Annotated in this window: 27 protein-coding genes; 1 reads left to right on the top strand and 26 read right to left on the bottom strand. The window is 42.0% G+C overall.

Annotation, left to right across the window (positions count from 1 at the left end; translation table 11 throughout):
- Positions 1-12: 12 nt before the first annotated feature.
- The 20 genes from atpD to prfA form a co-directional block, all read right to left on the bottom strand.
- A complete protein-coding gene (gene atpD / locus MHI60_RS09440; RefSeq protein WP_024423726.1) occupies positions 13-1,434 on the bottom strand; it encodes a F0F1 ATP synthase subunit beta in 1,422 nt (473 codons plus the stop codon).
- Positions 1,435-1,458: 24 nt separating this feature from the next.
- Positions 1,459-2,325 (bottom strand): F0F1 ATP synthase subunit gamma, encoded by an 867-nt coding sequence (locus MHI60_RS09435; RefSeq protein WP_144483787.1) that lies wholly within the window; start codon positions 2,323-2,325, stop codon positions 1,459-1,461.
- A gap of 88 nt (positions 2,326-2,413) precedes the next feature.
- The gene (atpA, locus tag MHI60_RS09430; RefSeq protein ID WP_048237642.1) at positions 2,414-3,922 is read right to left on the bottom strand and encodes a F0F1 ATP synthase subunit alpha; all 1,509 of its coding nucleotides are present in this window, start codon (positions 3,920-3,922) and stop codon (positions 2,414-2,416) included.
- A gap of 16 nt (positions 3,923-3,938) precedes the next feature.
- Entirely contained in the window at positions 3,939-4,484 is a 546-nt protein-coding gene (locus MHI60_RS09425) for a F0F1 ATP synthase subunit delta (protein ID WP_024423729.1), read from the bottom strand.
- Entirely contained in the window at positions 4,481-5,002 is a 522-nt protein-coding gene (gene atpF, locus MHI60_RS09420) for a F0F1 ATP synthase subunit B (protein WP_008354935.1), read from the bottom strand. Before atpF ends, MHI60_RS09425 begins: the two co-directional genes overlap by 4 nt.
- Positions 5,003-5,122: 120 nt before the next feature.
- Positions 5,123-5,335, bottom strand: coding sequence for a F0F1 ATP synthase subunit C (gene atpE, locus MHI60_RS09415; protein WP_003214968.1), 213 nt, complete (start codon positions 5,333-5,335; stop codon positions 5,123-5,125).
- Positions 5,336-5,383: 48 nt separating this feature from the next.
- The gene (gene atpB / locus MHI60_RS09410; protein ID WP_024423730.1) at positions 5,384-6,118 is read right to left on the bottom strand and encodes a F0F1 ATP synthase subunit A; all 735 of its coding nucleotides are present in this window, start codon (positions 6,116-6,118) and stop codon (positions 5,384-5,386) included.
- Between the two features lie 7 nt (positions 6,119-6,125).
- Complete coding sequence (locus MHI60_RS09405) at positions 6,126-6,509, bottom strand: ATP synthase subunit I (protein ID WP_024423731.1); 384 nt, start codon at positions 6,507-6,509, stop codon at positions 6,126-6,128.
- Between the two features lie 497 nt (positions 6,510-7,006).
- Positions 7,007-7,636 (bottom strand): uracil phosphoribosyltransferase, encoded by a 630-nt coding sequence (gene upp / locus MHI60_RS09400; RefSeq protein ID WP_003214553.1) that lies wholly within the window; start codon positions 7,634-7,636, stop codon positions 7,007-7,009.
- Positions 7,637-7,783: 147 nt separating this feature from the next.
- On the bottom strand, positions 7,784-9,031 hold the full coding sequence (gene glyA, locus MHI60_RS09395; protein ID WP_034281450.1) for a serine hydroxymethyltransferase: 1,248 nt from the start codon (positions 9,029-9,031) through the stop codon (positions 7,784-7,786).
- A 177-nt stretch (positions 9,032-9,208) separates the two neighbouring features.
- Positions 9,209-9,748, bottom strand: a complete 540-nt coding sequence (locus MHI60_RS09390) for a TIGR01440 family protein (RefSeq protein WP_039182113.1) — start codon at positions 9,746-9,748, stop codon at positions 9,209-9,211.
- A 12-nt stretch (positions 9,749-9,760) separates the two neighbouring features.
- Positions 9,761-10,210, bottom strand: coding sequence for a ribose 5-phosphate isomerase B (gene rpiB / locus MHI60_RS09385; protein WP_003214714.1), 450 nt, complete (start codon positions 10,208-10,210; stop codon positions 9,761-9,763).
- Between the two features lie 133 nt (positions 10,211-10,343).
- Positions 10,344-10,802 (bottom strand): low molecular weight protein arginine phosphatase, encoded by a 459-nt coding sequence (locus tag MHI60_RS09380; RefSeq protein ID WP_144483789.1) that lies wholly within the window; start codon positions 10,800-10,802, stop codon positions 10,344-10,346.
- 63 nt (positions 10,803-10,865) lie between these two features.
- Positions 10,866-11,420, bottom strand: coding sequence for a manganese efflux pump (locus tag MHI60_RS09375; protein ID WP_048237647.1), 555 nt, complete (start codon positions 11,418-11,420; stop codon positions 10,866-10,868).
- Between the two features lie 60 nt (positions 11,421-11,480).
- A complete protein-coding gene (locus MHI60_RS09370) occupies positions 11,481-12,533 on the bottom strand; it encodes an L-threonylcarbamoyladenylate synthase (RefSeq protein WP_144483792.1) in 1,053 nt (350 codons plus the stop codon).
- Positions 12,534-12,694: 161 nt separating this feature from the next.
- Positions 12,695-13,138 carry a general stress acyl- n-acyltransferase gene (locus MHI60_RS09365; protein ID WP_095409774.1) on the bottom strand — a complete coding sequence of 148 codons (444 nt, stop codon included), beginning with the start codon at positions 13,136-13,138 and terminating at the stop codon, positions 12,695-12,697.
- 64 nt (positions 13,139-13,202) lie between these two features.
- Positions 13,203-13,856, bottom strand: a complete 654-nt coding sequence (gene spoIIR / locus MHI60_RS09360; protein WP_024426346.1) for a stage II sporulation protein R — start codon at positions 13,854-13,856, stop codon at positions 13,203-13,205.
- Positions 13,857-13,978: 122 nt separating this feature from the next.
- Positions 13,979-14,458, bottom strand: coding sequence for a hypothetical protein (locus tag MHI60_RS09355; RefSeq protein WP_048238026.1), 480 nt, complete (start codon positions 14,456-14,458; stop codon positions 13,979-13,981).
- Positions 14,459-14,600: 142 nt separating this feature from the next.
- A complete protein-coding gene (prmC, locus tag MHI60_RS09350; protein ID WP_144483795.1) occupies positions 14,601-15,485 on the bottom strand; it encodes a peptide chain release factor N(5)-glutamine methyltransferase in 885 nt (294 codons plus the stop codon).
- Positions 15,475-16,542: a peptide chain release factor 1 gene (gene prfA, locus MHI60_RS09345; protein ID WP_048237652.1), complete on the bottom strand. Its 1,068-nt coding sequence runs from the start codon at positions 16,540-16,542 to the stop codon at positions 15,475-15,477. Before prfA ends, prmC begins: the two co-directional genes overlap by 11 nt.
- A 210-nt stretch (positions 16,543-16,752) precedes the next feature.
- Between prfA and racA the strand changes: the two genes are divergently transcribed.
- Complete coding sequence (gene racA, locus MHI60_RS09340) at positions 16,753-17,301, top strand: chromosome-anchoring protein RacA (RefSeq protein WP_095409776.1); 549 nt, start codon at positions 16,753-16,755, stop codon at positions 17,299-17,301.
- A 35-nt stretch (positions 17,302-17,336) separates the two neighbouring features.
- On the opposite strand, the gene MHI60_RS09335 is transcribed toward racA, so the two are convergent.
- The 6 genes from MHI60_RS09335 to glpX all read right to left on the bottom strand — a co-directional run bounded on the left by MHI60_RS09335 (position 17,337) and on the right by glpX (position 24,002).
- Positions 17,337-18,293, bottom strand: coding sequence for an AEC family transporter (locus MHI60_RS09335; RefSeq protein WP_095409777.1), 957 nt, complete (start codon positions 18,291-18,293; stop codon positions 17,337-17,339).
- 91 nt (positions 18,294-18,384) lie between these two features.
- Positions 18,385-20,085, bottom strand: coding sequence for an oxaloacetate-decarboxylating malate dehydrogenase (gene malS, locus MHI60_RS09330; RefSeq protein ID WP_111290594.1), 1,701 nt, complete (start codon positions 20,083-20,085; stop codon positions 18,385-18,387).
- A gap of 279 nt (positions 20,086-20,364) precedes the next feature.
- Entirely contained in the window at positions 20,365-20,967 is a 603-nt protein-coding gene (locus MHI60_RS09325; protein ID WP_048237655.1) for a thymidine kinase, read from the bottom strand.
- 87 nt (positions 20,968-21,054) lie between these two features.
- Positions 21,055-21,255 carry a 50S ribosomal protein L31 gene (gene rpmE, locus MHI60_RS09320; protein WP_003215407.1) on the bottom strand — a complete coding sequence of 67 codons (201 nt, stop codon included), beginning with the start codon at positions 21,253-21,255 and terminating at the stop codon, positions 21,055-21,057.
- A gap of 132 nt (positions 21,256-21,387) precedes the next feature.
- On the bottom strand, positions 21,388-22,671 hold the full coding sequence (gene rho / locus MHI60_RS09315) for a transcription termination factor Rho (RefSeq protein WP_008354975.1): 1,284 nt from the start codon (positions 22,669-22,671) through the stop codon (positions 21,388-21,390).
- A gap of 365 nt (positions 22,672-23,036) precedes the next feature.
- On the bottom strand, positions 23,037-24,002 hold the full coding sequence (gene glpX, locus MHI60_RS09310; RefSeq protein ID WP_012011567.1) for a class II fructose-bisphosphatase: 966 nt from the start codon (positions 24,000-24,002) through the stop codon (positions 23,037-23,039).
- Positions 24,003-24,031 lie beyond the last annotated feature (29 nt).

Here is a 24,031-nt window from a genome sequence, read left to right as displayed (position 1 = left end):
CTAAGGACCAGATTAGGCCTCTACACCCATCTCTTTGGCTTTTTCAATCACTTCTTCAATGCGTCCAACTAAGCGGAATGCATCTTCTGGAAGGTGATCGTATTTACCAGACAAGATTTCCTTGAAGCCTTTAACAGTTTCTTTCAATGGCACATAAGAACCCTTTTGGCCAGTGAACTGCTCTGCTACGTGGAAGTTTTGAGATAGGAAGAATTGAATACGACGCGCTCTGTGTACCACAAGCTTATCGTCCTCAGATAATTCATCCATACCTAAAATGGCAATAATATCTTGAAGCTCTTTATAACGCTGCAATGTTTGCTGCACTTCACGCGCAATCGCATAATGCTCTTCACCAACAATCTCAGGTGCAAGTGCACGAGATGTTGAAGCAAGAGGATCAACTGCTGGGTAAATACCCATTTCAGTCAGCTTACGCTCAAGGTTTGTCGTTGCATCAAGGTGAGCGAACGTAGTTGCTGGAGCTGGATCCGTGTAGTCATCCGCAGGTACATAGATCGCTTGAATCGATGTAACCGATCCTACGTTTGTAGACGTGATACGCTCTTGCAGCTGACCCATTTCTGTTGCAAGTGTCGGCTGATAACCTACCGCTGAAGGCATACGTCCAAGAAGGGCTGATACTTCAGAACCTGCTTGTGTAAAACGATAGATGTTATCGATGAAGAACAATACGTCTTGACCTTGTTCATCACGGAAATGCTCTGCCATTGTCAAACCAGTAAGGGCAACACGCATACGTGCACCTGGCGGCTCGTTCATTTGGCCGAAGACCATGGCTGTTTTCTCGATAACGCCAGAATCTTTCATTTCGTAGTAAAGGTCGTTTCCTTCACGTGTACGCTCTCCAACACCAGCGAATACAGAAATACCACCGTGTTCTTGTGCGATGTTGTTGATCAATTCTTGAATCAGAACGGTTTTACCTACACCGGCTCCACCGAATAGACCGATCTTTCCACCTTTGATGTAAGGAGCAAGCAAGTCAACAACTTTGATACCTGTTTCAAGAATTTCAACTTCTGTAGAAAGTTGATCAAAAGAAGGCGCTTGTCTGTGGATTGGATCTCTTTGAGCTTCCACACCAAGTGGCTCATCTAAGTCAATGTTATCTCCCAGTACGTTGAATACACGTCCAAGTGTTACGTTACCAACTGGTACTGAAATTGGTTTTCCAAGGTCTACAGCTTCCATACCGCGCTTCACACCGTCTGTTGATGCCATCGCGATGGTTCTCACTGTATCATCACCTAAATGTAGTGCTACTTCTAAAGTTAAGTCGATATCAACTTCACTTTCGCTTTCCGCTTTATGCGAAACTTTGATCGCATTATAAATCTCAGGCAAGTGACCGTCTTCAAAACGAACGTCTACGACTGGTCCCATGATCTGACTGATGCGTCCTGTTTTCATTGCATTCCCTCCTGACAATTATTTCTATTCTAAGGCAGCTGCTCCGCCGACAATTTCTGTAATCTCTTGTGTAATCGCTGCTTGACGAGCACGGTTGTAAGAGAGTGTCAGGCTGTCGATCAATTCTTTTGCGTTGTCTGATGCACTCTTCATTGCTGTCATTCTTGCAGCATGTTCACTTGCTTTGCTGTCAAGAAGCGCACCGAAAATCAAACTCTCTGCATATTGAGGAAGGAGAACTTCAAGAATCTCTTCTTCAGAAGGCTCAAACTCATAAGATGCGGAACGTTTATTTGGTGTCGCTGCGGCCGAAAGGTCCGTTAGCGGCAATAATTTCTTCTCTGTTACTTCTTGTGAAATCGCACTGACAAAGTGGTTGTAGAACATGTAAAGTTCATCAAACGCTTCATCAGAGAACATTTGAACGGTACTGCTTGCTAATTCTTTAATATCAGCAAACGCTACTTCGTCTCCAAGCCCTGTTACTTCAGAAATAACTGGAATACCACGCTTTTTGAAGAAGTCGCGTCCGATTTTACCAATGACAATCACCGCATATTCATCAGCGGATTGATGACGAGATTGAATGGTTTGGTAAGCGGCACGCAAAATCGAGCTGTTAAAAGGTCCTGCAAGCCCTCGATCAGATGTAATGACGAGATACCCTGTTTTCTTGACGGGTCTTGAAAGAAGCATTGGGTGCTTAGCACTTGTTCCAGTTGCGATTGCAGCAACCACTTCCTGGATTTTCTCCATGTAAGGAACAAAAGACTTCGCATTGTTTTCAGCACGATTCAGTTTCGCAGCTGATACCATTTGCATCGCTTTTGTGATCTGACTCGATTTTTTCGTTGACGTGATCCTTGACTTTATATCGCGTAATGAGGCCAAAGATTTCACCACCTTTTTTCAGGAATCCGTGTTCATTTACGTGAAAAGAGAGAAAAAGAGAATCTTTTTCTCTCGGAAAGATTACTAATTAGTTGCTTGGTGCAAACGTACGTTTAAAGCCTTCGATTGCTGTATTCCACTCTTCATCAGCAGGCATATTTCCTGTTTGAGAGATTGTATCAAACAAGCCTTTATGGTTTTCTTCAATGTACAAGAATAACTCAGCTTCAAAACGTTTAACATCAGCAATGGCAACATCGTCTAAGTATCCTCTTGTTAGTGCGTAAAGAATCGCTACTTGTTTTTCAACTTTAAGCGGTTTGTTCAAGTCTTGTTTTAAGACTTCAACTGTTCTTGCACCACGGTTTAATTTCGCTTGAGTTGCTTGGTCTAGATCAGATCCAAACTGAGCGAATGCTTCAAGCTCACGATAAGAAGCAAGATCCAAACGAAGTGTACCTGCTACCTTTTTCATCGCTTTGATTTGTGCAGAACCACCTACACGGGATACAGACAATCCTGCGTTTACCGCTGGACGTACGCCTGAGAAGAAGAGGTCAGATTGTAAGAAAATCTGTCCATCTGTGATGGAAATAACGTTTGTTGGGATATATGCAGAGATATCGCCAGCTTGCGTTTCTACGAAAGGCAATGCTGTGATAGAACCGCCACCCTTTTCATCACTAAGCTTCGCTGCACGCTCTAATAAACGAGAGTGAAGATAGAAAACATCACCAGGGAATGCCTCACGACCTGGAGGACGACGAAGCAATAATGAAAGCTCACGGTAAGCTGCCGCTTGTTTAGAAAGGTCATCATAGACAACAAGTACGTGCTTGCCGTTATACATGAATTCCTCACCCATCGTTACACCTGCATAAGGAGCAAGGTAAAGAAGTGGAGCTGGCTGTGATGCAGAAGCTGTGACAACGATTGTGTAGTCAAGCGCACCATGCTTACGAAGTGTTTCAACAACACCACGAACCGTAGATTCTTTTTGTCCGATGGCTACATAAATACAGATCATGTCTTGATCTTTTTGGTTTAGAATCGTATCGATGGCAACAGATGTTTTACCTGTTTGACGGTCACCAATGATCAATTCACGCTGTCCGCGGCCGATTGGAATCAAGGCATCAATTGCTTTAATTCCTGTTTGAAGCGGCTCATGTACAGATTTACGATCCATAACACCAGGTGCTTCACTTTCGATTGGACGTGTTTTGCTTGTTAAAATTGGACCTAGTCCATCAACAGGCTGACCAAGCGGGTTCACAATACGTCCGATTAATTCTTCACCTACTGGAACCTCCATGATACGACCTGTACGTTTTACGTCATCACCTTCACGGATATCTTTGTAAGGTCCTAAAATAACGATACCTACGTTAGACTCCTCAAGGTTTTGAGCCATACCCATTACACCGTTAGAGAACTCAACCAGCTCTCCTGCCATAATGTTGTCAAGGCCATGTACACGCGCGATACCGTCCCCTACTTGAATGACTGTACCGACATCTTTTACTTCAATTTCTGATTGATAGTTTTGGATTTGCTGCTTTATCAGCGCGCTAATCTCTTCAGCTTTGATACTCACTAAGGTTTCACCCCTTCTAACGATTTTCGCCTGCAAGCTGACGTTCAATGCGGGAAAGCTTTCCGCTCACACTGCCGTCATAAATGCGGTTTCCGATACGGATTTTCACTCCGCCTATTAGATCCTTGTCAATCACATTTTCTACACGCAGTGATGTGACTCCGGCTTTTTTGGCAAATACTTCAGATAAAGATTGAATTTCAGCACCGCTTAGCGGTTTCACTGAATACACGATCGCATCGTCTATTTGTTTCGTGCGGTTTGCTAGTTTCACAAACTCAGACGTCATTTCAGAAAAAATATTCGTGCGTCCACGGTCAATCAGTAAATACATTGTGTGCAATACATAAGTAGAAACACCTTTGAAAGCTTCGGCAATCAAATGTTTCTTTTTGTCTGCCGTAATCTTTGGATGAACAAGGAAGTCATTTAGCTCTTGATCAGCCTTTAGAACTTTTTTGATCTCATTCAGCTCTTTTTCAGTTTCGTCTACTGCCGAAGAAGCAAGAACGATGTCAAAAAGAGCAGAAGCGTAACGCTTAGAGACAATAGTTACGCTCATCGGCTTTCGCCTGCCTCTTTAAGGTACTCTTGAATCAATTTCTCTTGTGCCTGCTCATCAAGTTCTTTTTCAATCACTTTAGATGCAATCAGCACAGATAGTGATGCAACCTGCTCACGCAGTGCAGCCACAGCTTGTTCTTTTTCTTTCACGATTTCAGTTCTAGCAGACTCTTTCAAGCGCTCTGATTCTTGACGTGCTGCTTGAATGATCTCTTCTTTTTGCTTCTCACCAATCTTTTTCGCATTTTCGATGAGTGTATGTGATTCTTCGCGTGCTTCTTTCAATAAGACACGTTGTTCTTCAAGAAGCTTTTCAGCTTGAACGTGCTTTTGTTCAGCACTTGAAATTTCATTTCCTATATAATCTTCACGCTGTTTCATAATACCTAATAAAGGTTTAAGCGCAAATTTCTTTAAAAGTGCAAGCAAGATGAGCATAGCGATAAGCTGGAATAACATATCACCGGCGTTGAAGCTTAAGCCCCCTGCTCCTAAAACCACTGGTAACTGAGACATTTAGTACGGCAACTCCCTTCTTTAAATAATATGTTAAGAAACAAAACATAAAGGAATGGCGAAGTTTCGAACTAATCTGATCTTCGCCATTAAAATTCATATTAGAACGCTTCTCACATATTAACCAAAGAATGCCAAGAATGCGATAACGACAGCGATAATTGGAAGTGCCTCAACTAAAGCGACCCCGATGAACATAAGTGTTCTTAGTTCTCTACCAGCTTCTGGCTGACGAGCGATTCCTTCAACTGTTTTAGATACGATTAGACCGTTACCAATACCTGCTCCTAGTGCTCCTAAACCGATTGCAATTGCTGCTGCTATTAAATTCATTAAAAAGCTCCTCCTTTAAAATAACGTCCTTTTTGGACTCTCAATTTTTTAGTGTTCGTCGCTGACTTTATGGGAAATGTACACCATTGTCAGCATGGTGAAGATAAATGCCTGGATTGTTCCGACAAACAAACTGAATGCCTGCCATACAATCATCGGCACGATGGCACCTAATGTACCAACGATACCAAGCGCAATGTTTTGCGTGTAGAAATTAGTCGCAAGTCCTGCAAGTAAACCAAGAAGAATCTCTCCAGCGAAAATATTTCCATAAAGACGCAAACCAAGTGTTAACGTGTTTGCAAATTCTTCAATGATTTTCAGCGGCACTAAATATGGGATTGGCTTGAAGAAGTCTTTCGTATATTCCTTGACTCCTTTTGCCTTGACACCGTAGAAGTGTGTAAGTCCCATGACCATAATTGCTAGTGTCATTGTGATTGCAGGATCAGCAGTTGGTGATTTCCACCACAAGTTGTGATCGACCGTAATCGAGAATGGCAGTCCAAGCATGTTTGAAACAAATATGTACATGAGTAATGTAACGCCAAGCGCTAGAAATGGGGCTCCTGTTTTCATGTCCATCGAACTACCTATGATATTTCGAACAAAATCAACGATCCATTCCATGAAGTTCTGCGCCTTAGTCGGACGAATAGACAGAACACGAGTAGTCAGCACCGCTATGAGAAGAACGATGATACTAGCAATCGTAATCATGAGAACATTGGATAAGTTGAACGTTAACCCTAAAAATTCTGTAGTTTTTGAACTGTGACCCAAAGAGTATTCACCTCTCTTCCATAGTAGAACGTTTAAGTTGAATGAAGGAATCTATCATAATGACAGGATATATTGTCATTAATCCTATAACAACACCTGCCAGATGAACTTCATTAGGGTAACGCCAAGCAATCGCTACTGCGAGAATCGCGTTGGCCCACCTGGCTGTACTTCCCATTGAACGAATGGATTTTCCTTTTTTAACCGCTCGATCAAAAGCGTGCATTCTCCGTATAAGTAGGAATAAATTAAAGAAAGCAAAAATTGTGCCGATAATGAAACCAAGAAACAGTGGTTTAAAACCAGGCATGGCATAGCCAAACACAAAAATTGCCAATAGATAGAACATGTATTTACTCTGTCTGCGGAAAATCGCGTTTGGATCGTTCATTCATCTGACTCCCGATGAAAAGTATTGTAAAAAAGGTGATAAATGGTGATGAAAACTGCGTAGAAGACGCTGATGATAAGCCGTCCTATTCGAAAAAAATCAATCACCCATCGGTCTAATTGCACAATCAGACTTGAAATCTTTAGATCTATGGGATGCTGCTTCATTCGTTGATACAAACCCTGATTATTAAAGGGTTCACAATGAGGATTAGTAGAGTGCTATAGGCTATGAAAACCTTACCATAATACCCTCGTTTAGCATACAATAGCGTCTATGATGTGTCAATCGGTTGAAAGTTAAAAAACTTTTCTATAGTGATAGAGCACACAAAATGTTCACAATTTCATCAAACTTTAGGAGAGATGTGACATTCATTGAAAAAAACAGCCAATGTTCAGTATACATTGATTTTTCTAAGAACGGTATCAACCGTTTGTCATATATTTCAAAAAGCCCACATGCACGTTTGCATGTGGGCTTTTATTAAGACTTTCTTATTTCGTTCCGTACATACGGTCACCAGCATCACCAAGACCTGGGATGATGTAACCTTTTTCGTTTAGTTTCTCATCTAATGCTGCAATGTAGATATCAACATCTGGATGATGCTTTTGCATTTCTTCTACACCTTCAGGGGCAGCAATCAGACACATGAAGCGAATGTTTTTCGCACCGCGTTTTTTCAAGCTGTTTAACGCTTCGACTGCTGAGCCGCCAGTTGCAAGCATTGGGTCTACTACGATAAATTCACGCTCTTCCACATCAGATGGAAGCTTCACATAATATTCAACAGGCTTTAATGTTTTCGGATCGCGGTATAAACCGACATGTCCCACTTTAGCAGCTGGAATGAGTTTCAAAATCCCGTCTACCATTCCAAGACCTGCTCTTAAAATTGGCACAACACCGAGTTTCTTCCCTGAGATCACGTTTGATTTCGCTACTTGTACAGGTGTTTCTACATCTACCTCTTCAAGCGGTAAATCTCTTGTAATTTCAAATGCCATTAATGTTGCGACTTCATCCACTAGCTCTCTAAATTCTTTTGTTCCTGTATGAACGTCACGAATATATGTAAGTTTGTGCTGAATAAGCGGGTGATCAAATACATAAACCTTTGCCATTGCTTGCTACAACTCCTTTTCTGTCATCTTCCGGTGAACTTTGCACACTTCCTACAATTCTACATAAAAAGACATCATCTTTCAATATGATTCGCAAATCCTACAAAAAAAACCCACATGCCAAAAATAGGCAAATGGGTCTGTTTTTTAATAATCTAATTCGTTATATAGAGGGAAACGGGCAGTAAGATCAGATACACGCTTTTTCGCCTCTTCTAATTTCGCTTCATCTTCATGATGTTTTAGCGCAAGCGCAATAATGGAACCGACTTCTTTCATCGCTTCTTGATCGAAACCGCGGCTTGTTACTGCTGCTGTCCCTACACGTACACCACTTGTGACAAATGGTTTCTCTGGATCATAAGGAATTGCATTTTTGTTCACTGTAATACCAATTTCGTCAAGAACGTTTTCTGCAATTTTTCCTGTGATGCCAAGAGAACGCAAGTCGATAAGAACAAGATGGTTATCTGTTCCGCCAGATACAAGCTGAATATCTTCAGATAAAAGAGTTTCAGCTAGTTGTTTTGCATTATCAATAACGTTTTGTGCATATGTTTTGAAATCTCCGTTCAATACTTCACCGAAAGAAACAGCTTTTGCAGAGATGACATGCATCAGTGGTCCACCTTGAATACCAGGGAAGATTGATTTGTCGATCTTTTTACCAAACTCTTCACGGCATAGGATCATTCCGCCGCGAGGTCCGCGTAATGTTTTGTGAGTTGTCGTTGTCACAAAATCTGCGTAAGGAACTGGATTTGGATGAAGACCTGCTGCAACAAGACCAGCAATGTGAGCCATGTCGACCATAAAGTAAGCACCGACTTCATCAGCAATCTCACGGAACTTTTTGAAATCAATTTGTCGTGGGTATGCACTTGCACCCGCAACGATCAATTTCGGCTTATGTTCACGTGCTTTTTCAAGTACATCTTGATAGTCGATATGCTGAGTTTCTTTATCTACACCATATTCTACAAAGTTGTACTGTACACCACTAAAGTTTACAGGGCTTCCGTGTGTTAAATGCCCGCCATGTGATAAGTTCATGCCCAGCACTGTATCGCCATGCTCAAGAATTGTAAAGTATACGGCCATGTTCGCTTGAGCACCTGAGTGAGGCTGTACGTTCACATACTCAGCGCCAAAAATTTCTTTTGCGCGGTCACGTGCGATATCTTCTACAACGTCTACATGTTCACAGCCGCCATAGTAGCGTTTACCAGGATAGCCCTCAGCGTATTTGTTTGTTAATACAGAGCCCTGTGCTTCCATGACTGCTTCGCTTACGAAGTTTTCTGATGCAATTAATTCGATTTTGTCCTGCTGGCGTTTCCGCTCTAGTTGAATTGCTTTGAATACTTGTGCGTCTTGCTCAGGTAAATGTTTCATCAGCGAAATCCTCTCCAATCTATTTCCATTCGATGTTTTCACCATCTCATTGTACACGGTTTTTGAGTAAAATGTAAAAGTTTTTTTTGGAAAATCGACTTCTTTTTTATGAAAACCCGAATATTTAAGTGGTAAAGCGTCTTCATCATTCAACATTATATTAGAAATATATCGAAGCTATGATCTTGTATAAACGGCTCGTTCTCCGCCAATCAGCTTCGGACGCGTTTTCGCAAAAGTCACATGTGCATGTCCTAATTGATGACGACTGAGGCGGACAGGTACAGCGACTCTCTTTAAGTGCATCCCAATCAATGTATCGCCGATATCTATTCCAGCATGTGCCTCAATAGATTCGACTAATACAGGATGTTCCATTTGCTGATACGCATGAGCCGCCATCGAACCACCTGCCTTACGGACAGGGACTGCAGCTACAATCTCCAGGTTAAAACGGAAAGCCACTTCTTCTTCAACAACAAGGGCACGATTCAGATGCTCACAGCATTGAAAAGCGAGCTCAATGCCGGTCTCTCGTCTTAACTGATCCAATTCTTGATAGATGGACGCAGCAATTTGCTCACTTCCTGCAGTACCAATATGCTCACCAGCCACTTCTGACGTACTGCAGCCAATGACTAAGATTTGCCCGGCACGCAATTCAACTGTTTGATGAAACTCTTTTAACATTTCAAGCCAATCTTGACCAATGTTCATGTTAAGCGCTCCTTATAGGTGCTTTTCTTCGTAATCAGCAATTTTGCCAATCCGCACAGCATGGCGTCCTGCTGTAAACTCTGTCGTCAGCCAAATGTGCGCAATCTCACGTGCTAATCCCGGTCCAATCACTCGCTCTCCCATCGCAAGAACGTTCGTATCGTTATGTTCCCTCGTTGCTTTTGCACTAAATGTATCATGTGCTAATGCACAGCGAATTCCTTTTACTTTATTTGCCGAGATACTCATGCCGATGCCTGTCCCGCAAATTAAAATGCCGCGGTCGACTTCTCCATTTGCCACCATATTGGCTACAGGGAAAGCATAATCTGGATAGTCTACAGAACCTGATCCACATTCACAACCCATATCAATGTATTCAATCTTCAATTCATCCATCAGTTGTTTGATTTCTTCACGAATATTCGTTCCACCGTGATCGGATGCAATGGCTACTTTCATCGGGCAATTCCTCCTAAGGGTGAGTTGATCTGTTAAGTCTTACTTTCATTCTTTATTCACAGTTATATTTTAACCTCTGCCTAGTCATTTGCAAACAAAAGCAGAAAAACCGTTGACGCAACGGTTTTACATGTTATCTATGATGATGATCTTTTTTCAACTTCTCAGCGAGCTGATACAGCAAGACTTCAAGTTCATCACGAGTTTCCTGATAAACAGAAAGACTTCCTCCAAACGGGTCGGATACATCGCCTTCTGTTCCTGTCGCAAATTCCTTTAAAGTGAAGACCTTGCCTTGTGCATGCGCATATTGCTCTGCAATCAACTGTTTATGCTGCATCGTCATCGTGAAGACGTAATGAGCTTCGCGCAGAAGATCCTCTGTCAATTTTGATGATGAGTGATTCAGTGGAATGCTTTTCTCAAATAATGCTTCGACCGCTTGAGGAGAAGCCTTCCCTTCATCAGAGGCAAAAATGCCCGCTGATTTCACAGTGACCTCTAAACCTTTTTCATCTGCAATTGAAGCAAAAAGGGCTTGAGCCATTGGACTTCTGCATGTATTTCCCGTACAAACAAATAAGATTTTCATCTTTCGCCCTCCTTTTCTTCTATTATATAGCATTTCATTCTACATGTTATGTAAGGAGACTGGCTAGAGCGGAAATAATAATTTGATACCAAAGGCTAGTAAAATGATTCCGCCAAGCGCGCCGCTATATGAACCAACCCATGACCGAACCTGTTTACCGAGTAATAAGCCGAGCCATGTGAGGAGCATACTAAAAAAACCAAACAATAAAATAGTCATCCACACTCGAGAACCGTAAATTCCGAGGCTTAAACCAACGGAGAAGCTGTCTAAACTTACACTTGTGGCAAAAAGAACGAGACCAGCCCCAACAGGTGCGATAAAGGGCTTATCCTCTTTGCGGATAGAAGCAACGATCATTTGCAGTCCCAGCACCAAAAGCAGCGCCCCGCCGATATAGGTGGCAAGAAGACCGAGCCATCCAGATAAGAGCTGACCTGTCAGCATGCCAAAAAGCGGCATAAACATATGAAATATTCCAATAACAAGTCCAATATAAATGATCTGGCGGAACCTCAGCTGAATCATCCCCATACCAAGTCCAACCGAAAAAGCATCCATCCCAAGTGCAAAAGCCATGATGCTGAGTGTCAGCAATTCACCAGCTAGTTCGTTCATGTAAATCCCCCTTGGACACACATTCTTCTTTAACCTATGTTTGTCCAAGAAAGGTTAGAACTATTGGAACGATGGGAGTGTACGCCCTCCTGCGGCTTTTTGCAGACGGTTCATAATGGCAGAACCGACTCCCTGCTCCGAAAAGGCTTCTGAAATGATCAAGTCTACATCTGTTTCATCAAATTGTCTCAGTACTCGATAAAGGTTTGCAGCAACCGTTTCAGGTCTTTCTCTCCATCCACAGCTGTACACAACATCTGCCGCAAACAGCGATTTCTTTTCTTCTGTTGTGAGCACTCCGACTTTTAAACCTTCAGCTCTGTATTTCTGAATGTGACGCTGCATGTCTTCATCACTTCCATGAAAGATATACATCTGGGCTTCAGGTGCATAATGTGTGTATTTCATTCCCGGCGATACAGGCGCCTCGTCCTTTTTTGTCAGCCCCGGGTCCACACTCACCGTTCCGACTACCTCTTCTAATGCTTCTTTTGTAATCCCGCCTGGTCTTAAAATCACCGGGGTCTCACCGACACAGGATACAACCGTTGACTCAACGCCAATTCCAGTTGAACCGCCATCCACAATCCCAGCGATTCTCCCTTGGAGATCACTCGCTACATGGTCAGCTTGTGTTGGTGAAGGTTTTCCCGAACGGTTGGCACTTGGTGCAGCAATTGGCAGACCAGCTGCTCGGATGAGCTCAAGCGCAATGGGATGGTCAGGCATTCTCACTCCTACTGTGGATAAACCTGCTGTAACCTGCTTTGATAAAGTGCCTGGCTTACACGGAAGAACGATGGTTAAGGCGCCCGGCCAAAAGGCATCCATCAGCGCCTTCGCTTTTTCGCTTTCTATTTGTGCAAATTCGTGAAGCTGCTGAACCTCCGCAATGTGAACAATCAACGGATTATCACTCGGACGCCCTTTCGCTTCATAAATTTTCATCACGGCTTCTGTCTCTTTTGCATTTGCCCCGAGTCCGTAAACGGTCTCTGTCGGGAAAGCAACCACTTCATTTTGCTGCAGCAGATCGGCCGCCTGTTTAATTTGTGGATAGTATGTGGATAAATCCTTTTCTAAATCCACAGACCACCTTTTTGTATTTAACATCATACAAACTCCTTTTAAAAAAGATAAAACTGTTGATATATCTCAATTATCCTTTTGAAAGTATAAAAGATGATGATCAATAAAACAAGCGTTGTCCACAATTTGTGGACAACGCTTGTTTTGTAGTGGATAAGTATGTGTATAAGTCCATCATTTTGTGATTAACTGCCTTTTTTTTGCAGGACCACAGCCTGTTCTTTCCCCAATGTCTCTTTTGCATGCGCGGAGCTCCACATGCTTTCTGGAATTTCCTCTAAAGGTGCGAAACCCATTAGTGCCAAAAAATCATGGGAGGAGGAATGGTTTGCGACGACATAAAAAGTATCCACACCCATTTTTTCTCCGAGCGTTTGAACACTTTGGAACAAAGAGACAATGTGTCCCTGACCAAGCTTATCTGATATGACAAGAGACCGCAGCAATCCCTCTTGTTCATTGAGCTGTTCAAGACCTAAGCAGCCTGCCAGCTGACCGTCCGCATCTTCCATCACAACAAATGTCGTACGATCCGTAAGCGTTACTCCGCCTTTCGCTTGTCCTTTTTCAAGAAAAGCATTGATCGCCGGGATATCTTCTTCTGTGGCTATTCTTAATTGATAATACATGCTTTCACCTCTTTTTGATCCTCTTACTTCAACTCTATGAGGCAAAAACCGATTTATACCTTTTTTAAGAGAAAAGACTAGAGACCCATTCGAACAAAAAGAACTTCACTTCACCTGTCTCTTCTTCCTCTTCTTTCACCACTTCATTGACAGACTCTTTCGTTTGCTGCGCTGTCACTTGTTTATCATCATCCCCTTCTGGTGAGGCGATGGCTTCTCCGTTTGAAAAATCAATAAAGCAGAGCGGCGGAAATAACACACACCACCAGTTGGCTCCATCCCCTTCTCCAAGCGTAATTAAAATGGCTTCATATTTCCCAGCAGGGTAAACGAAATTTCCATAGAGCTTTGTTGGAAATGAAGCTTTTTGAAAACTGACCGATACGGATTGATCAATATGCTGTTCCTTCAATTTCGCTTTGGCGATACGATTGATTTCTGGCAGCTTTGATCGAATAACACGTCTTGCTTCTTCAATGGATGTGAGGTCTTTGACCCACTCCGTCATATTGGCATTGACCTCGTCACGAATACTTCTTTTCACATCCTGATCGGCTGAACGATCACTATTTGCTAAAATGCGTAATCGAATCGCTTCATCTGGTATGACAACAGGCTGATTTGCAGAAGCAGCCGCTGTCTCCTCCTTGCCAAGGTTTGCAAAAGCACCGCATAATAATAGAAACATATAAAGACAAATCATCGTTTTACTTTTCAACATTGTGTGTTCCCCCCACTTTTTCTCTTCGCTACAAACATTGTGTCCAGGAAACTCATCTCATAAACAGTCAACATGATTTTTTTAATAGATTATGAGTCAAAACAAAAAAGTCGTTCTCATTAAGAACGACTTTTCAGTGAGGATTGGTAGTCAGAAGGGTACAGTCTCCCATCCCAATCTCGGCTGATTTTTAAACCAGATTCAGTTTTGATGACAGTCATGGCCCCTTTTTTCTCGATTTCTTTTTTGACCTTTTCTTTTTGATCGATAAATTGAATCACCATTTCATAGTTAAATTCAATTCTGTCATCGCTTTCATCTGAAGGCGTAAACATAATTTTCTTCAGCTTAATTTGACAATCTTGATCCTTTGCCGCTTCTAATATGCTCGGGAACATGCTGTCTTGTGTATATTCTTGATATTCATGTTCGGTTAAATAAACCTTCAGCTTCTCTTTCATGTCAGATAGGTCATCCGTTCGATTCACTGTGTATTGTGCTTTTTTATAGCTTTCTCCAAATGCTGCTGCCTCTTTTTTAAAGCTCGGTTTACCACAAGCACTCACAATCAATAGTACACTGACGATGACCAACACCATCGCATACCTTTTGTTCACACCATTCGCTCCTTCAAAACAAATTTATGTAAAAAATCATGATCAGAATGTTCATTCTTCTATATTATACGTTTCTCTTTTACCATAAGTTTCATCTTTACATAATAAAATAGTCCGGCTTTATTCAGCCGGACTTTCCGTTTTGAATGTGCGCGCAAACAGCTCGATCTTTTCCATTAATATCTTTGACGATGCGAACATTTGCTTTAGGAAATGCCTGCACGAGAAGCGCTGTGACATCTTGACCTTGCGTATGTCCAATTTCAAAGACAACAACTGCCTGCTCACTCAGCACACTGTGAAGATCACGAACGAGACGCTGATAAAACCACAAGCCATCACGGCCGTCAGTCAGCGCATTGACCGGCTCATGTTTCGTCACAACCTCAGACAGACTGTCCATTTCTTCCGCCGCAATATAGGGTGGATTGGAAATAAACACATCCACTTTGATGCCTTGAGCTATAACCGGCTCAAGTAAATCTCCATGTAAAAATTGAACGTCTGCACCGAGTGCTTTTTGATTCCGCTTTGCTACCGCAAGAGCTTCATATGAAATATCAGTCGCTGTGACAGATAGTGATTTTTTTTCAAGAGCCAGCGTAATCGCAATTGCTCCGCTTCCTGTGCCAACGTCAACTGCTTTGAGCGGCTGATCGGGCGGGAAGACGTCACCTACCAAATTGAGCGCCGCCAAAACAACTTCTTCCGTTTCAGGACGAGGAATAAGGACATGCTTGTTCACCTCGAAAGGACGTCCGTAAAAAAATTCAAGACCCGTTAAATGCTGAACAGGAACACCCGCTTTATGCTGTGTAACAAACTTACTGAACAATTGATCTTGCTCTTCAGGCAGCGAATCATGAAAACGTGCAAGAAGCTCACTTCTGCTCCAGCCCAGCACATGCATCAAAAGAAGCTCTGCTGCATTTTGATCTCTACCGGCTTCCGTTAACAAAGAAGAAGCCCATTTAAGGGCTTCAAAAATTGTTCGTTGTTTATTTTGCATTTTGAAGCTTTCTTGCTTGGTCTTCCATAATTAATGCATCAATGACCTCGTCAAGTTTTCCTTCTAAAATTTGATCAAGCTTTTGAATCGTCAACCCGATACGGTGATCTGTTACACGGTTTTGCGGGAAGTTGTACGTACGGATACGCTCTGAACGATCCCCTGTTCCAACCGCAGATTTACGCGTTTGATCATATTCAGCCTGTGCTTCACGCTGGAATTTATCATAAATTCTCGCACGCAGTACTTTCATGGCTTTTTCTTTGTTTTTGATTTGCGACTTCTCATCCTGACAGGATACAACTACACCTGTTGGAAGGTGAGTTAATCGAACTGCAGACATGGTCGTATTGACACTTTGTCCGCCAGGTCCGCTAGATGTGAAAGTATCTACACGGATGTCTTTTTCATGGATATCAATTTCAACTTCTTCAGCCTCAGGCAGTACAGCAACTGTTGCTGTTGATGTATGAATTCGTCCGCCTGATTCCGTTTCCGGAACACGCTGCACGCGGTGTGCGCCGTTTTCAAACTTTAGTTTGGAGTAAGCGCCTTTCCCGCTGATCATAAAGATAATCTCTTTATAACCGCCTGTGCCTGTGACACTCGCTTCCATCACTTCCGTTTTCCAGCCTTGCATTTCAGCATAACGGCTGTACATGCGGTAAAGGTTTCCGGCAAAAAGAGCAGCCTCTTCTCCACCTGCTGCACCACGAACCTCTACAATAACGTTTTTGTTGTCATTCGGATCTTTCGGGATCAGCAAGATTTTCAGCTCGTCTTCTAAACGTTCCGTTTCCTCTGTGAGCTCTGAAATTTCTTCTTTGACCATGTCGCGCATCTCGGCATCCAGCTTCTCTTCCAGCATTGCTTTCGCATCATTCAGCTGGTCGTATGCCGCACGATATTGTCTATATACCTCAACAGTTTCTTGAATATCGGATTGCTCCTTTGAATATTCACGAAGCTTCGTAGTGTCGTTCACCACTTCAGGGTCACTTAAATATTCATTTAGTTTTTCATAACGTTCTTCAATTGATTTTAAACGGTCTAACATGGTCTTCACCTCTGTTTTGTGCGTAACAGTCTAATTATAGTATAGCGGGGTATGACAGTCAAAAAAATTTCCAAAACATTTGATTTTCTGCAATTTTTCACTAGAAAACACGATCTTTGGCGATTGGTTACTTGTTTTGTCTAACGTGAAGGAACAGGTCCTCCTTAAAGAGAATGGTACTTGTAATTGAAAAAAGGGAGGGCATTTGGTTTGAATACAAATGAGGTTGCAAAAGAAATTGGTGTTTCTTCAAAAACGATTCAGCGTTGGGTCAAACAGCTCAACATCCCTGTCGCCCGGAATGAACTTGGACATTATGAATTTCATGAAGATATTCTGCAGCTGCTCAAAGAGGTCAAACACCAAATGAGTGAAGGCGTGATCCTCCAAGACATTCAACTGCCAATCCATAAGGAAACCGTTCGTCAATCAGCACCTGCTGTCGAAACTGATGTCTCCATACAGCGGATTGAAGCATTAGAAAAGCAAGTGAAAGAGCTTATTCAGCAGCAATTACACGTCACTGATGTAGAAGACCGCCTGCAAGAGCTTGAACGGAAACTGGCTAAAAAAGCAGATGAAGGTGTATCGTATCAGCTGCTCCAGCACCGCAGGGAAATTGAAGATTTATCCACTAAATTTGACCGCCTCGCCGCAACCTTGAAACAACCGTCACAAGTAGAAGAAAAAAAGGAAATCGCACACCCTGACATCAAAAAAAAGCGTGTACTCTTCCCTCTGTTTCATTCATTTCGTTAAGAAAGGCTGCCTCGATAGGCAGCCTTTTTACTATATTATACGGTAAGTGCAATAATGATCGGTAATGTGATGAGTGACATGATGGCACTGATGACAAATGCGGATGCAGTTTCCGCCTCTTGTTTTTCAAATCGTGTTGCGATCATCGCTGCAACAGCTGAACCTGGGAAGGCTACAAGTAATACAGCTTTTGTAATTTCATCCGCCGAAAGACCCATAAGAACAGCAATAAAATACATAAGTATTGGTTGTACAGCTACTTTTAGCAATGCAATGCTGAAGGCTGGCAAGCTTAATTTAATTTTGCGGATACCAACAGTAACACCGACTGCGAATAGTGCAACCCCTGATGTAACGCTGCCAATTTCCTCTAACATTTCATGTCCGATTGCAGGAAGTTTAAATCCTAAAAGAACAAGAATGATACTGGCTAACGGTGCTAGTGCAAGCGGCTCTGATAAACCGTGCAAAATTGCTTTTGTCGTCATTTTTAGGAAGCTTTCGCCGTCTTTTGTTTTTCCTTTTGTTTTTTCACCGACAGTTGACACAATAATTGCAATTGGATCAAGCATTGCATTTACAACTATTCCGGTAATCGCAATCGGAATTGCAACTTCTTGAGCCCCAAATAAACTGCCCAAGACCGGAATCCCCATAAATGCAAAGGTCGGTTGTGCTGAGTTTAACGAGAAAACAGAAGAATCTGTTAAATCATATTTAAAAGCAAATTTCGTAACTAAAAGGATAATGATATAAAAACCTACAATTCCGAAAATCAATGCAACGAAAAATGGAATTTGACTATAGAATTTATCTTTTGGTGTTGACAGAATACTGGCGATAAAGTGCGCTGGTAAAGCATACTTTGTAACAAGTGTACTTACACCTTTTGCAGATTTAGCGTCATAGCTGCCGAAGTGTCCTGCGAACCAACCCAGCGCGATAACGAAAAAAATCGGTGCTAGGAGGATCAAAATATTTAAAAAGTCCATCTTACTATTCCTCCTTAAATCCTTTACATGTTTCTTTTTTTATAGCGGCATTGCTTAGATTACCCGAAGCAATGCCGCGTTACACATTTTATTATGCTCTTACAATTTTTTTATATTCAGGAATCCACATTGCATCTTTCACAGCTTGTTCGATGTTGTCAGGCGTTCTTCTTGCGACACCATCTTTAATTGCTGCTTTCGCTACTTCAACAGCCACATGAATTGACACTTCTTGCAATTTATCAATACTTGGCAGTAGACCAGCACCTGGTTTCTCATGATCAACCATTTCAGCAATTGCATTTGCAGAAGCAACGAACATGCCTTTTGTGATGATTTTTGATTCTGTTACGATTGAGCCAAGACCAAGTCCAGGGAAAACGAACGCATTGTTTGATTGTCCGATTTCATGTTCAATTCCGTTATACTCAACGTTTTCGAACGGGCTGCCAGTTGCAACAAGTACACGGCCATCAGTCCATTTGAATAAATCCTCTGGCACTGCTTCAGCAAGCGGTGTTGGGTTAGACATCGGCATGATCACTGGACGCTCTGTATGAGCTGCCATTTCTTTAATGATTTCTTCAGTGAATGCGCCGCCTTGACCTGATGTACCAATAAGAATTGTCGGCTTCGCTTGGCGAACAGTTTCAGCAAATGAGATTTGTCCTTTTTCATCGCGTGCCCAGCCTTCTACTTCATCAGAAGTACGAAGGTATGGTTTTTGGAAATCAAGCACTTCATCTTCAAATTGATCTGTTAGCAATCCTCTGTAGTCTAATGTCCAAAATGCATTGTTTGCTTCTTCTTCTGTTAGACCTTCAAGAACCATTGTGTCACGCATTTGGTCTGCAATTCCGATACCAGCTGATCCAGCTCCGAAGATGACAACACGGTGATCTTTCAATTGAGTACCAGTTTTCTTGACAGCTGCAAGAACACCCGCTAAAGTAATGGCACCAGTACCTTGAATATCATCGTTGAACGTTAAGATGTTATCGTTGTATTTTTTCATGATGTTACGCGCATTTTTGTTTCCAAGGTCTTCCCAGTGAAGCAATGCTTTCGGGAAGAATTTAAGTGCTGCTTTCACATAAGCATCAATGAACTCTTCGTATTTCTCACCTTGTACACGTTTGTGATGGTTCCCGATGTATAATGGATCATTCAATAATTTTTCATTGTTTGTTCCAACATCTAATACAACTGGAATCACGCGGCTAGGATCAATACCTGCTGCAGCTGTGTAAACAGCTAATTTACCGATTGCGATGTTGATACCACCAACACCCCAGTCACCAATTCCAAGAATACTCTCAGAGTCAGTTGCAACGATGAGATCAATATCTCCAGCAGTTGCGTGCAAGTTTTCAAATGCTTTCTCGATGCCGTCAATGTCGTCGATTGAAAGATAGACACCATGAGGTCTTCTGTATTCATGGCTGTATTCTTGAATCGCTTCACCAACAGTTGGTGTGTACACAACCGGAAGCATTTCACGAAGCTTTTCTGTTAGAAGCTTGTAGAACAATACTTCGTTACGGTTTTGTAAATCACTTAAGTATACGTTTTGACGAAGACGATCCGGCTGTGCTAGAAATTGCTTGTACGCTCTTTCCGCTTGCTGTTCTAAAGTCAGAACCGTTGGAGGAAGTAAGCCTTCTAGTCCAAGCTCTTGTCTTTCTTCTTCAGAGAAAGCAACGCCTTTGTTCAACGTTGGAATCGATAATACATCTTTACCTGTCAAAGTGGTTTCGAGGTACCCTTCTTTTGTTTTCTTCACGTTGTTCATCAAAAACTACCCTCTTTCTAAAATATAAATAAAGTGAACTATTAATTCAAAGAACGATTAAGGAGAAAAATCCTTAATCAAAAAAAATATGACAAGAAATCGAACTTTTCGTTTAAATGCTTTACACTACAGTTAGTCATTTTATGCCTGCTTATGACAAAACGCAAGCGTTGAAAATTAGATAATTTAATCGTAGTGTTATTTAATTTATTTAAGTACAAATGATGGGTGTTCATCCAAAATCTCGAAAAACGAAACACAGCGGCATTTGCTATTTTTTTAATTGTCAAGTGTTGTACCAACATCAAGTTTTGGTACTTCATGGTGATGTCTGCATCGTGCTTCGTATGATTCCTGCGCACCTACTAAAATAATAGGATCATCATAGGATGCGGGTTTACCGTCGATCAAGCGTTGTGTTCTACTCGCTGGGGAGCCGCATACCGAACAAACTGCTTGAAGTTTTGTTACAAGCTCTGCACATGCCATTAAATGCGGAACAACACCAAATGGCTCTCCTCTGAAGTCTTGATCCAGGCCTGCAACAATGACTCGGTAGCCTTGGTCAGCCAATTGAGTGACAATGTCAATGATTGTCTCATCAAAAAATTGCACCTCATCAATGCCAATGACATCGGTTCTTTCTGATATGTGCGTTATTATGTCTTTTGGTGAGGCTACTGCAATCCCATCTAATGATGAACCGTTATGTGACACAACTGAGCTTGTACTATATCGGTTATCAATCGCTGGTTTGAATATTTTTACTTCTTGTTTGGCAAAGGTGGCCCTTTTGGCTCTCCGAATCAATTCTTCCGACTTTCCAGAAAACATACTGCCGCAGATGACTTCAAGCCAACCGCTTTGTTTCATCACATACATAAGGTCTTCTCCCCCGTTTTAAAGTTCCATCAATCCACGTAAAAAAACAGGCAAGAACGGATTCCTGCCTGTTTATTGTATCTATTATTACTTAAGACCGTATTTTTTGTTAAAGCGGTCAACACGTCCATCAGCAGAAGCGAATTTTTGACGGCCTGTATAGAAAGGATGGCACTCAGAGCAAATCTCGATGCGTACCTCTTCTTTTACTGATCCAGTTTCAAACTCATTTCCACAAGCGCATTTGACTGTAGCTTTTTTGTAGTTAGGATGAATTCCTGTTTTCATCTACTGTCATCTCCTTCCGCCCTGAATCCAATTCGGAAACAGAGTTAATATCTCAGAAATAAATTCTGAAACGCACATGATAAAATTATAACAGTGAGAGTCTATGATTGCAAATGTATTTTTTCAAGGAAGCTATCTTCTTGATGCAGACATATTGGCTTGTTTCCATTCTTGCGTTAAAATATCGAAAAATTCTTGGTTTGTCTTTGTTTTTCTCATTTTGCGCATGAACTTCTCAGCGAAGTCAGGTGTATCTGACATCGATTTTCTCATCGCCCATAGACGATCAAGATGCTCTTTTGGCACAAGAAGTTCTTCTTTTCTCGTACCAGAACGGCGAATGTCGATCGCAGGGAAGATTCTTCTTTCGGCCAAAGAACGGTCCAAATGAAGCTCCATGTTCCCAGTTCCTTTAAACTCCTCATAAATCACGTCATCCATACGTGACCCTGTATCAACAAGTGCAGTGGCTAAAATCGTCAAGCTTCCGCCTTCTTCAATGTTACGCGCAGCACCAAAGAAGCGTTTTGGACGATGGAATGCCGCCGGATCAATACCGCCTGAAAGCGTTCGGCCGCTTGGCGGAATCACAAGGTTGTATGCACGAGCAAGCCTTGTGATGCTGTCCATTAAGATAATGACATCTTTTTTATGTTCAACAAGACGCATCGCACGCTCTAAGACAAGCTCTGCTACTTTAATGTGGTTTTCTGGTACTTCGTCAAAGGTTGAACTAACAACATCCCCTGCAACAGAACGTTCGATATCTGTTACTTCTTCTGGTCGTTCGTCAATCAAAAGGACAATCAGCTCTGCCTCTGGGTGATTTTCAGAAATGCTGTTGGCAATTTCTTTAAGCAAAATGGTTTTCCCAGCCTTAGGCGGTGCAACGATTAAACCACGCTGTCCAAATCCAACTGGCGCCATCATGTCCATAATTCTAGTAGACAGGTGATTAGGCTGTGTTTCAAGAATCATTTGGCGGTCAGGAAATAGCGGTGTGAGAGCAGGAAAGTGAACACGTTCCTTTGCTGATTCTGGGTCGTCCCCATTTACCGCTTCTACATGAAGGAGGCCATAGTAGCGTTCATTTTCTTTTGGAGGTCGTACCTTTCCAGACACTTTATCTCCATTTCGTAAATCAAAGCGTCTGATTTGTGAAGCTGAAATATAAATGTCTTCAGAACTTGGGGAGTAGTTAATCGGTCTTAAGAAACCAAATCCCTCAGACTGAATAATTTCAAGAACACCTTCCATAAATAAGAGATCCTCTTGCTCAGCGTTCGCCTTTAAGATGGCAAAAATTAATTCTTTTTTTGTTAGTTTGCTGTAATAAGAGATTTTGTATCGCTTTGCTAACTCATACAGCTCTTTTAATTTCATATTTTCCAAAGATGAAATCGAAACATCTTTCAATATGGACACCACACTTTTCTAGTCAATGTATTTCTTACAAATGCATGACCATTGTATTTGATTAGCTTTTAATTCCGTTGTTGTTGGAATGACCTCGCTCTGATGGTAACGCTCCCACTCGTTTTATCGTGAAAGATAGGAACAATGTGAAATAGAGCTTTGTCAACATAGAGAAGGATAATGAGTATATCGTCATGATGCGGCAGTATTTAAACTTTGTTGAAGCTTAAAAGAAGTAAATTCGCAGAAAATTTCGCAGCACTCTTTAGTTTTACCTCATTTGCAGAGAATATTCAACTTTAAAAAGAAAATGATATACATTTGACACCTATATGAAAAGCGGGTAATGAATACCCGCTTTCAGATTACGGACGAATGACAAGATTCGGTTTTTTCTTTAAGCTGTGTCTGCCGTCTACGAAACGAACCGTACCTGATTTCGCACGCATGACAACACTATGTGTTGTTCCAACAGAGCCTTTGAATTGAACACCTTTAAGTAATTCGCCGTCTGTTACACCTGTCGCTGCAAAAATGGCGTCATCTCCTTTTACGAGATCTTCCATTCTGAGGACTTTACCAACATCCAGCCCCATTTTCTCACAGCGTCTTAGTTCTTCTTCACTTTGAGGAAGAAGCTTACCATGAATTTCACCACCAAGTGCCTTTAATGCAACAGCAGAAAGGACACCCTCAGGCGCTCCACCTGAACCAAATAGAATATCAACACCTGTGTGATCAAATGCTGTATTAATGGCTCCTGCAACGTCACCATCATCGATCAGTTTAATTCTTGCTCCTGCTTCTCTCAGTTCAGCAATAATTTTCTCATGTCGATCTCTGTTTAAAATCGTTGCTACCACATCTTCAATATCTTTGTTTTTCGCTTTTGCAACAGCGCGAAGATTATCAATGACAGGCGCTTCAATGTCGATGCAGCCTACCGCTTCTGGACCTACTGCGATCTTATCCATGTACATATCAGGTGCATTCAGCAAGTTGCCATGATCTGCAACTGCAATGACAGCTAAGGCATTCCAGCCGCCGCTTGCCACAATGTTTGTTCCTTCTAATGGATCAACAGCGACATCCACGCGAGGTCCATATCCGTTCCCAAGCTTTTCCCCAATATAAAGCATTGGTGCTTCGTCCATTTCTCCTTCGCCAATGACCACTGTTCCCTTCATCGGAATGGTGTCAAATACATCACGCATTGCACTTGTTGCAGCATCATCCGCTTCGTCTTTTAATCCTCTTCCCATCCAACGGGCAGATTTTAATGCGGCTGCTTCTGTCACCCGTACTAGTTCCATCGATAAACTTCTTTCCATTTTTGTCCAAATCTCCTCTCACAGTCAAA

Origin of the sequence: Bacillus sp. FSL K6-3200, assembly GCF_038630485.1 — a bacterium.
Taxonomy (GTDB): Bacteria; Bacillota; Bacilli; order Bacillales; family Bacillaceae; genus Bacillus; species Bacillus safensis.
The sequence above is the reverse complement of the archived record's forward strand: the minus strand, read 5'-3'. Positions and strand labels throughout refer to the sequence as shown.

Excerpts from the sequence above, each read along its gene's own strand:
- atpD (WP_024423726.1), bottom strand. The coding sequence starts at position 1,434 with ATGAAAACAGGACGCATCAGTCAGATCATGGGACCAGTCGTAGACGTT.
- MHI60_RS09425 (WP_024423729.1), bottom strand. The coding sequence starts at position 4,484 with ATGAGCGTAACTATTGTCTCTAAGCGTTACGCTTCTGCTCTTTTTGAC.
- atpF (WP_008354935.1), bottom strand. The coding sequence starts at position 5,002 with ATGTCTCAGTTACCAGTGGTTTTAGGAGCAGGGGGCTTAAGCTTCAAC.
- atpE (WP_003214968.1), bottom strand. The coding sequence starts at position 5,335 with ATGAATTTAATAGCAGCAGCAATTGCAATCGGTTTAGGAGCACTAGGA.
- MHI60_RS09405 (WP_024423731.1), bottom strand. The coding sequence starts at position 6,509 with ATGAACGATCCAAACGCGATTTTCCGCAGACAGAGTAAATACATGTTC.
- upp (WP_003214553.1), bottom strand. The coding sequence starts at position 7,636 with ATGGCAAAGGTTTATGTATTTGATCACCCGCTTATTCAGCACAAACTT.
- glyA (WP_034281450.1), bottom strand. The coding sequence starts at position 9,031 with ATGAAACATTTACCTGAGCAAGACGCACAAGTATTCAAAGCAATTCAA.
- MHI60_RS09390 (WP_039182113.1), bottom strand. The coding sequence starts at position 9,748 with ATGAACATTGGTCAAGATTGGCTTGAAATGTTAAAAGAGTTTCATCAA.
- rpiB (WP_003214714.1), bottom strand. The coding sequence starts at position 10,210 with ATGAAAGTAGCCATTGCATCCGATCACGGTGGAACGAATATTCGTGAA.
- MHI60_RS09380 (WP_144483789.1), bottom strand. The coding sequence starts at position 10,802 with ATGAAAATCTTATTTGTTTGTACGGGAAATACATGCAGAAGTCCAATG.
- MHI60_RS09375 (WP_048237647.1), bottom strand. The coding sequence starts at position 11,420 with ATGAACGAACTAGCTGGTGAATTGCTGACACTCAGCATCATGGCTTTT.
- MHI60_RS09370 (WP_144483792.1), bottom strand. The coding sequence starts at position 12,533 with ATGTTAAATACAAAAAGGTGGTCTGTGGATTTAGAAAAGGATTTATCC.
- MHI60_RS09365 (WP_095409774.1), bottom strand. The coding sequence starts at position 13,138 with ATGTATTATCAATTAAGAATAGCCACAGAAGAAGATATCCCGGCGATC.
- MHI60_RS09355 (WP_048238026.1), bottom strand. The coding sequence starts at position 14,458 with ATGGTGTTGGTCATCGTCAGTGTACTATTGATTGTGAGTGCTTGTGGT.
- prmC (WP_144483795.1), bottom strand. The coding sequence starts at position 15,485 with ATGCAAAATAAACAACGAACAATTTTTGAAGCCCTTAAATGGGCTTCT.
- prfA (WP_048237652.1), bottom strand. The coding sequence starts at position 16,542 with ATGTTAGACCGTTTAAAATCAATTGAAGAACGTTATGAAAAACTAAAT.
- MHI60_RS09335 (WP_095409777.1), bottom strand. The coding sequence starts at position 18,293 with ATGGACTTTTTAAATATTTTGATCCTCCTAGCACCGATTTTTTTCGTT.
- malS (WP_111290594.1), bottom strand. The coding sequence starts at position 20,085 with ATGAACAACGTGAAGAAAACAAAAGAAGGGTACCTCGAAACCACTTTG.
- MHI60_RS09325 (WP_048237655.1), bottom strand. The coding sequence starts at position 20,967 with ATGTATGTGATGAAACAAAGCGGTTGGCTTGAAGTCATCTGCGGCAGT.
- rpmE (WP_003215407.1), bottom strand. The coding sequence starts at position 21,255 with ATGAAAACAGGAATTCATCCTAACTACAAAAAAGCTACAGTCAAATGC.
- glpX (WP_012011567.1), bottom strand. The coding sequence starts at position 24,002 with ATGGAAAGAAGTTTATCGATGGAACTAGTACGGGTGACAGAAGCAGCC.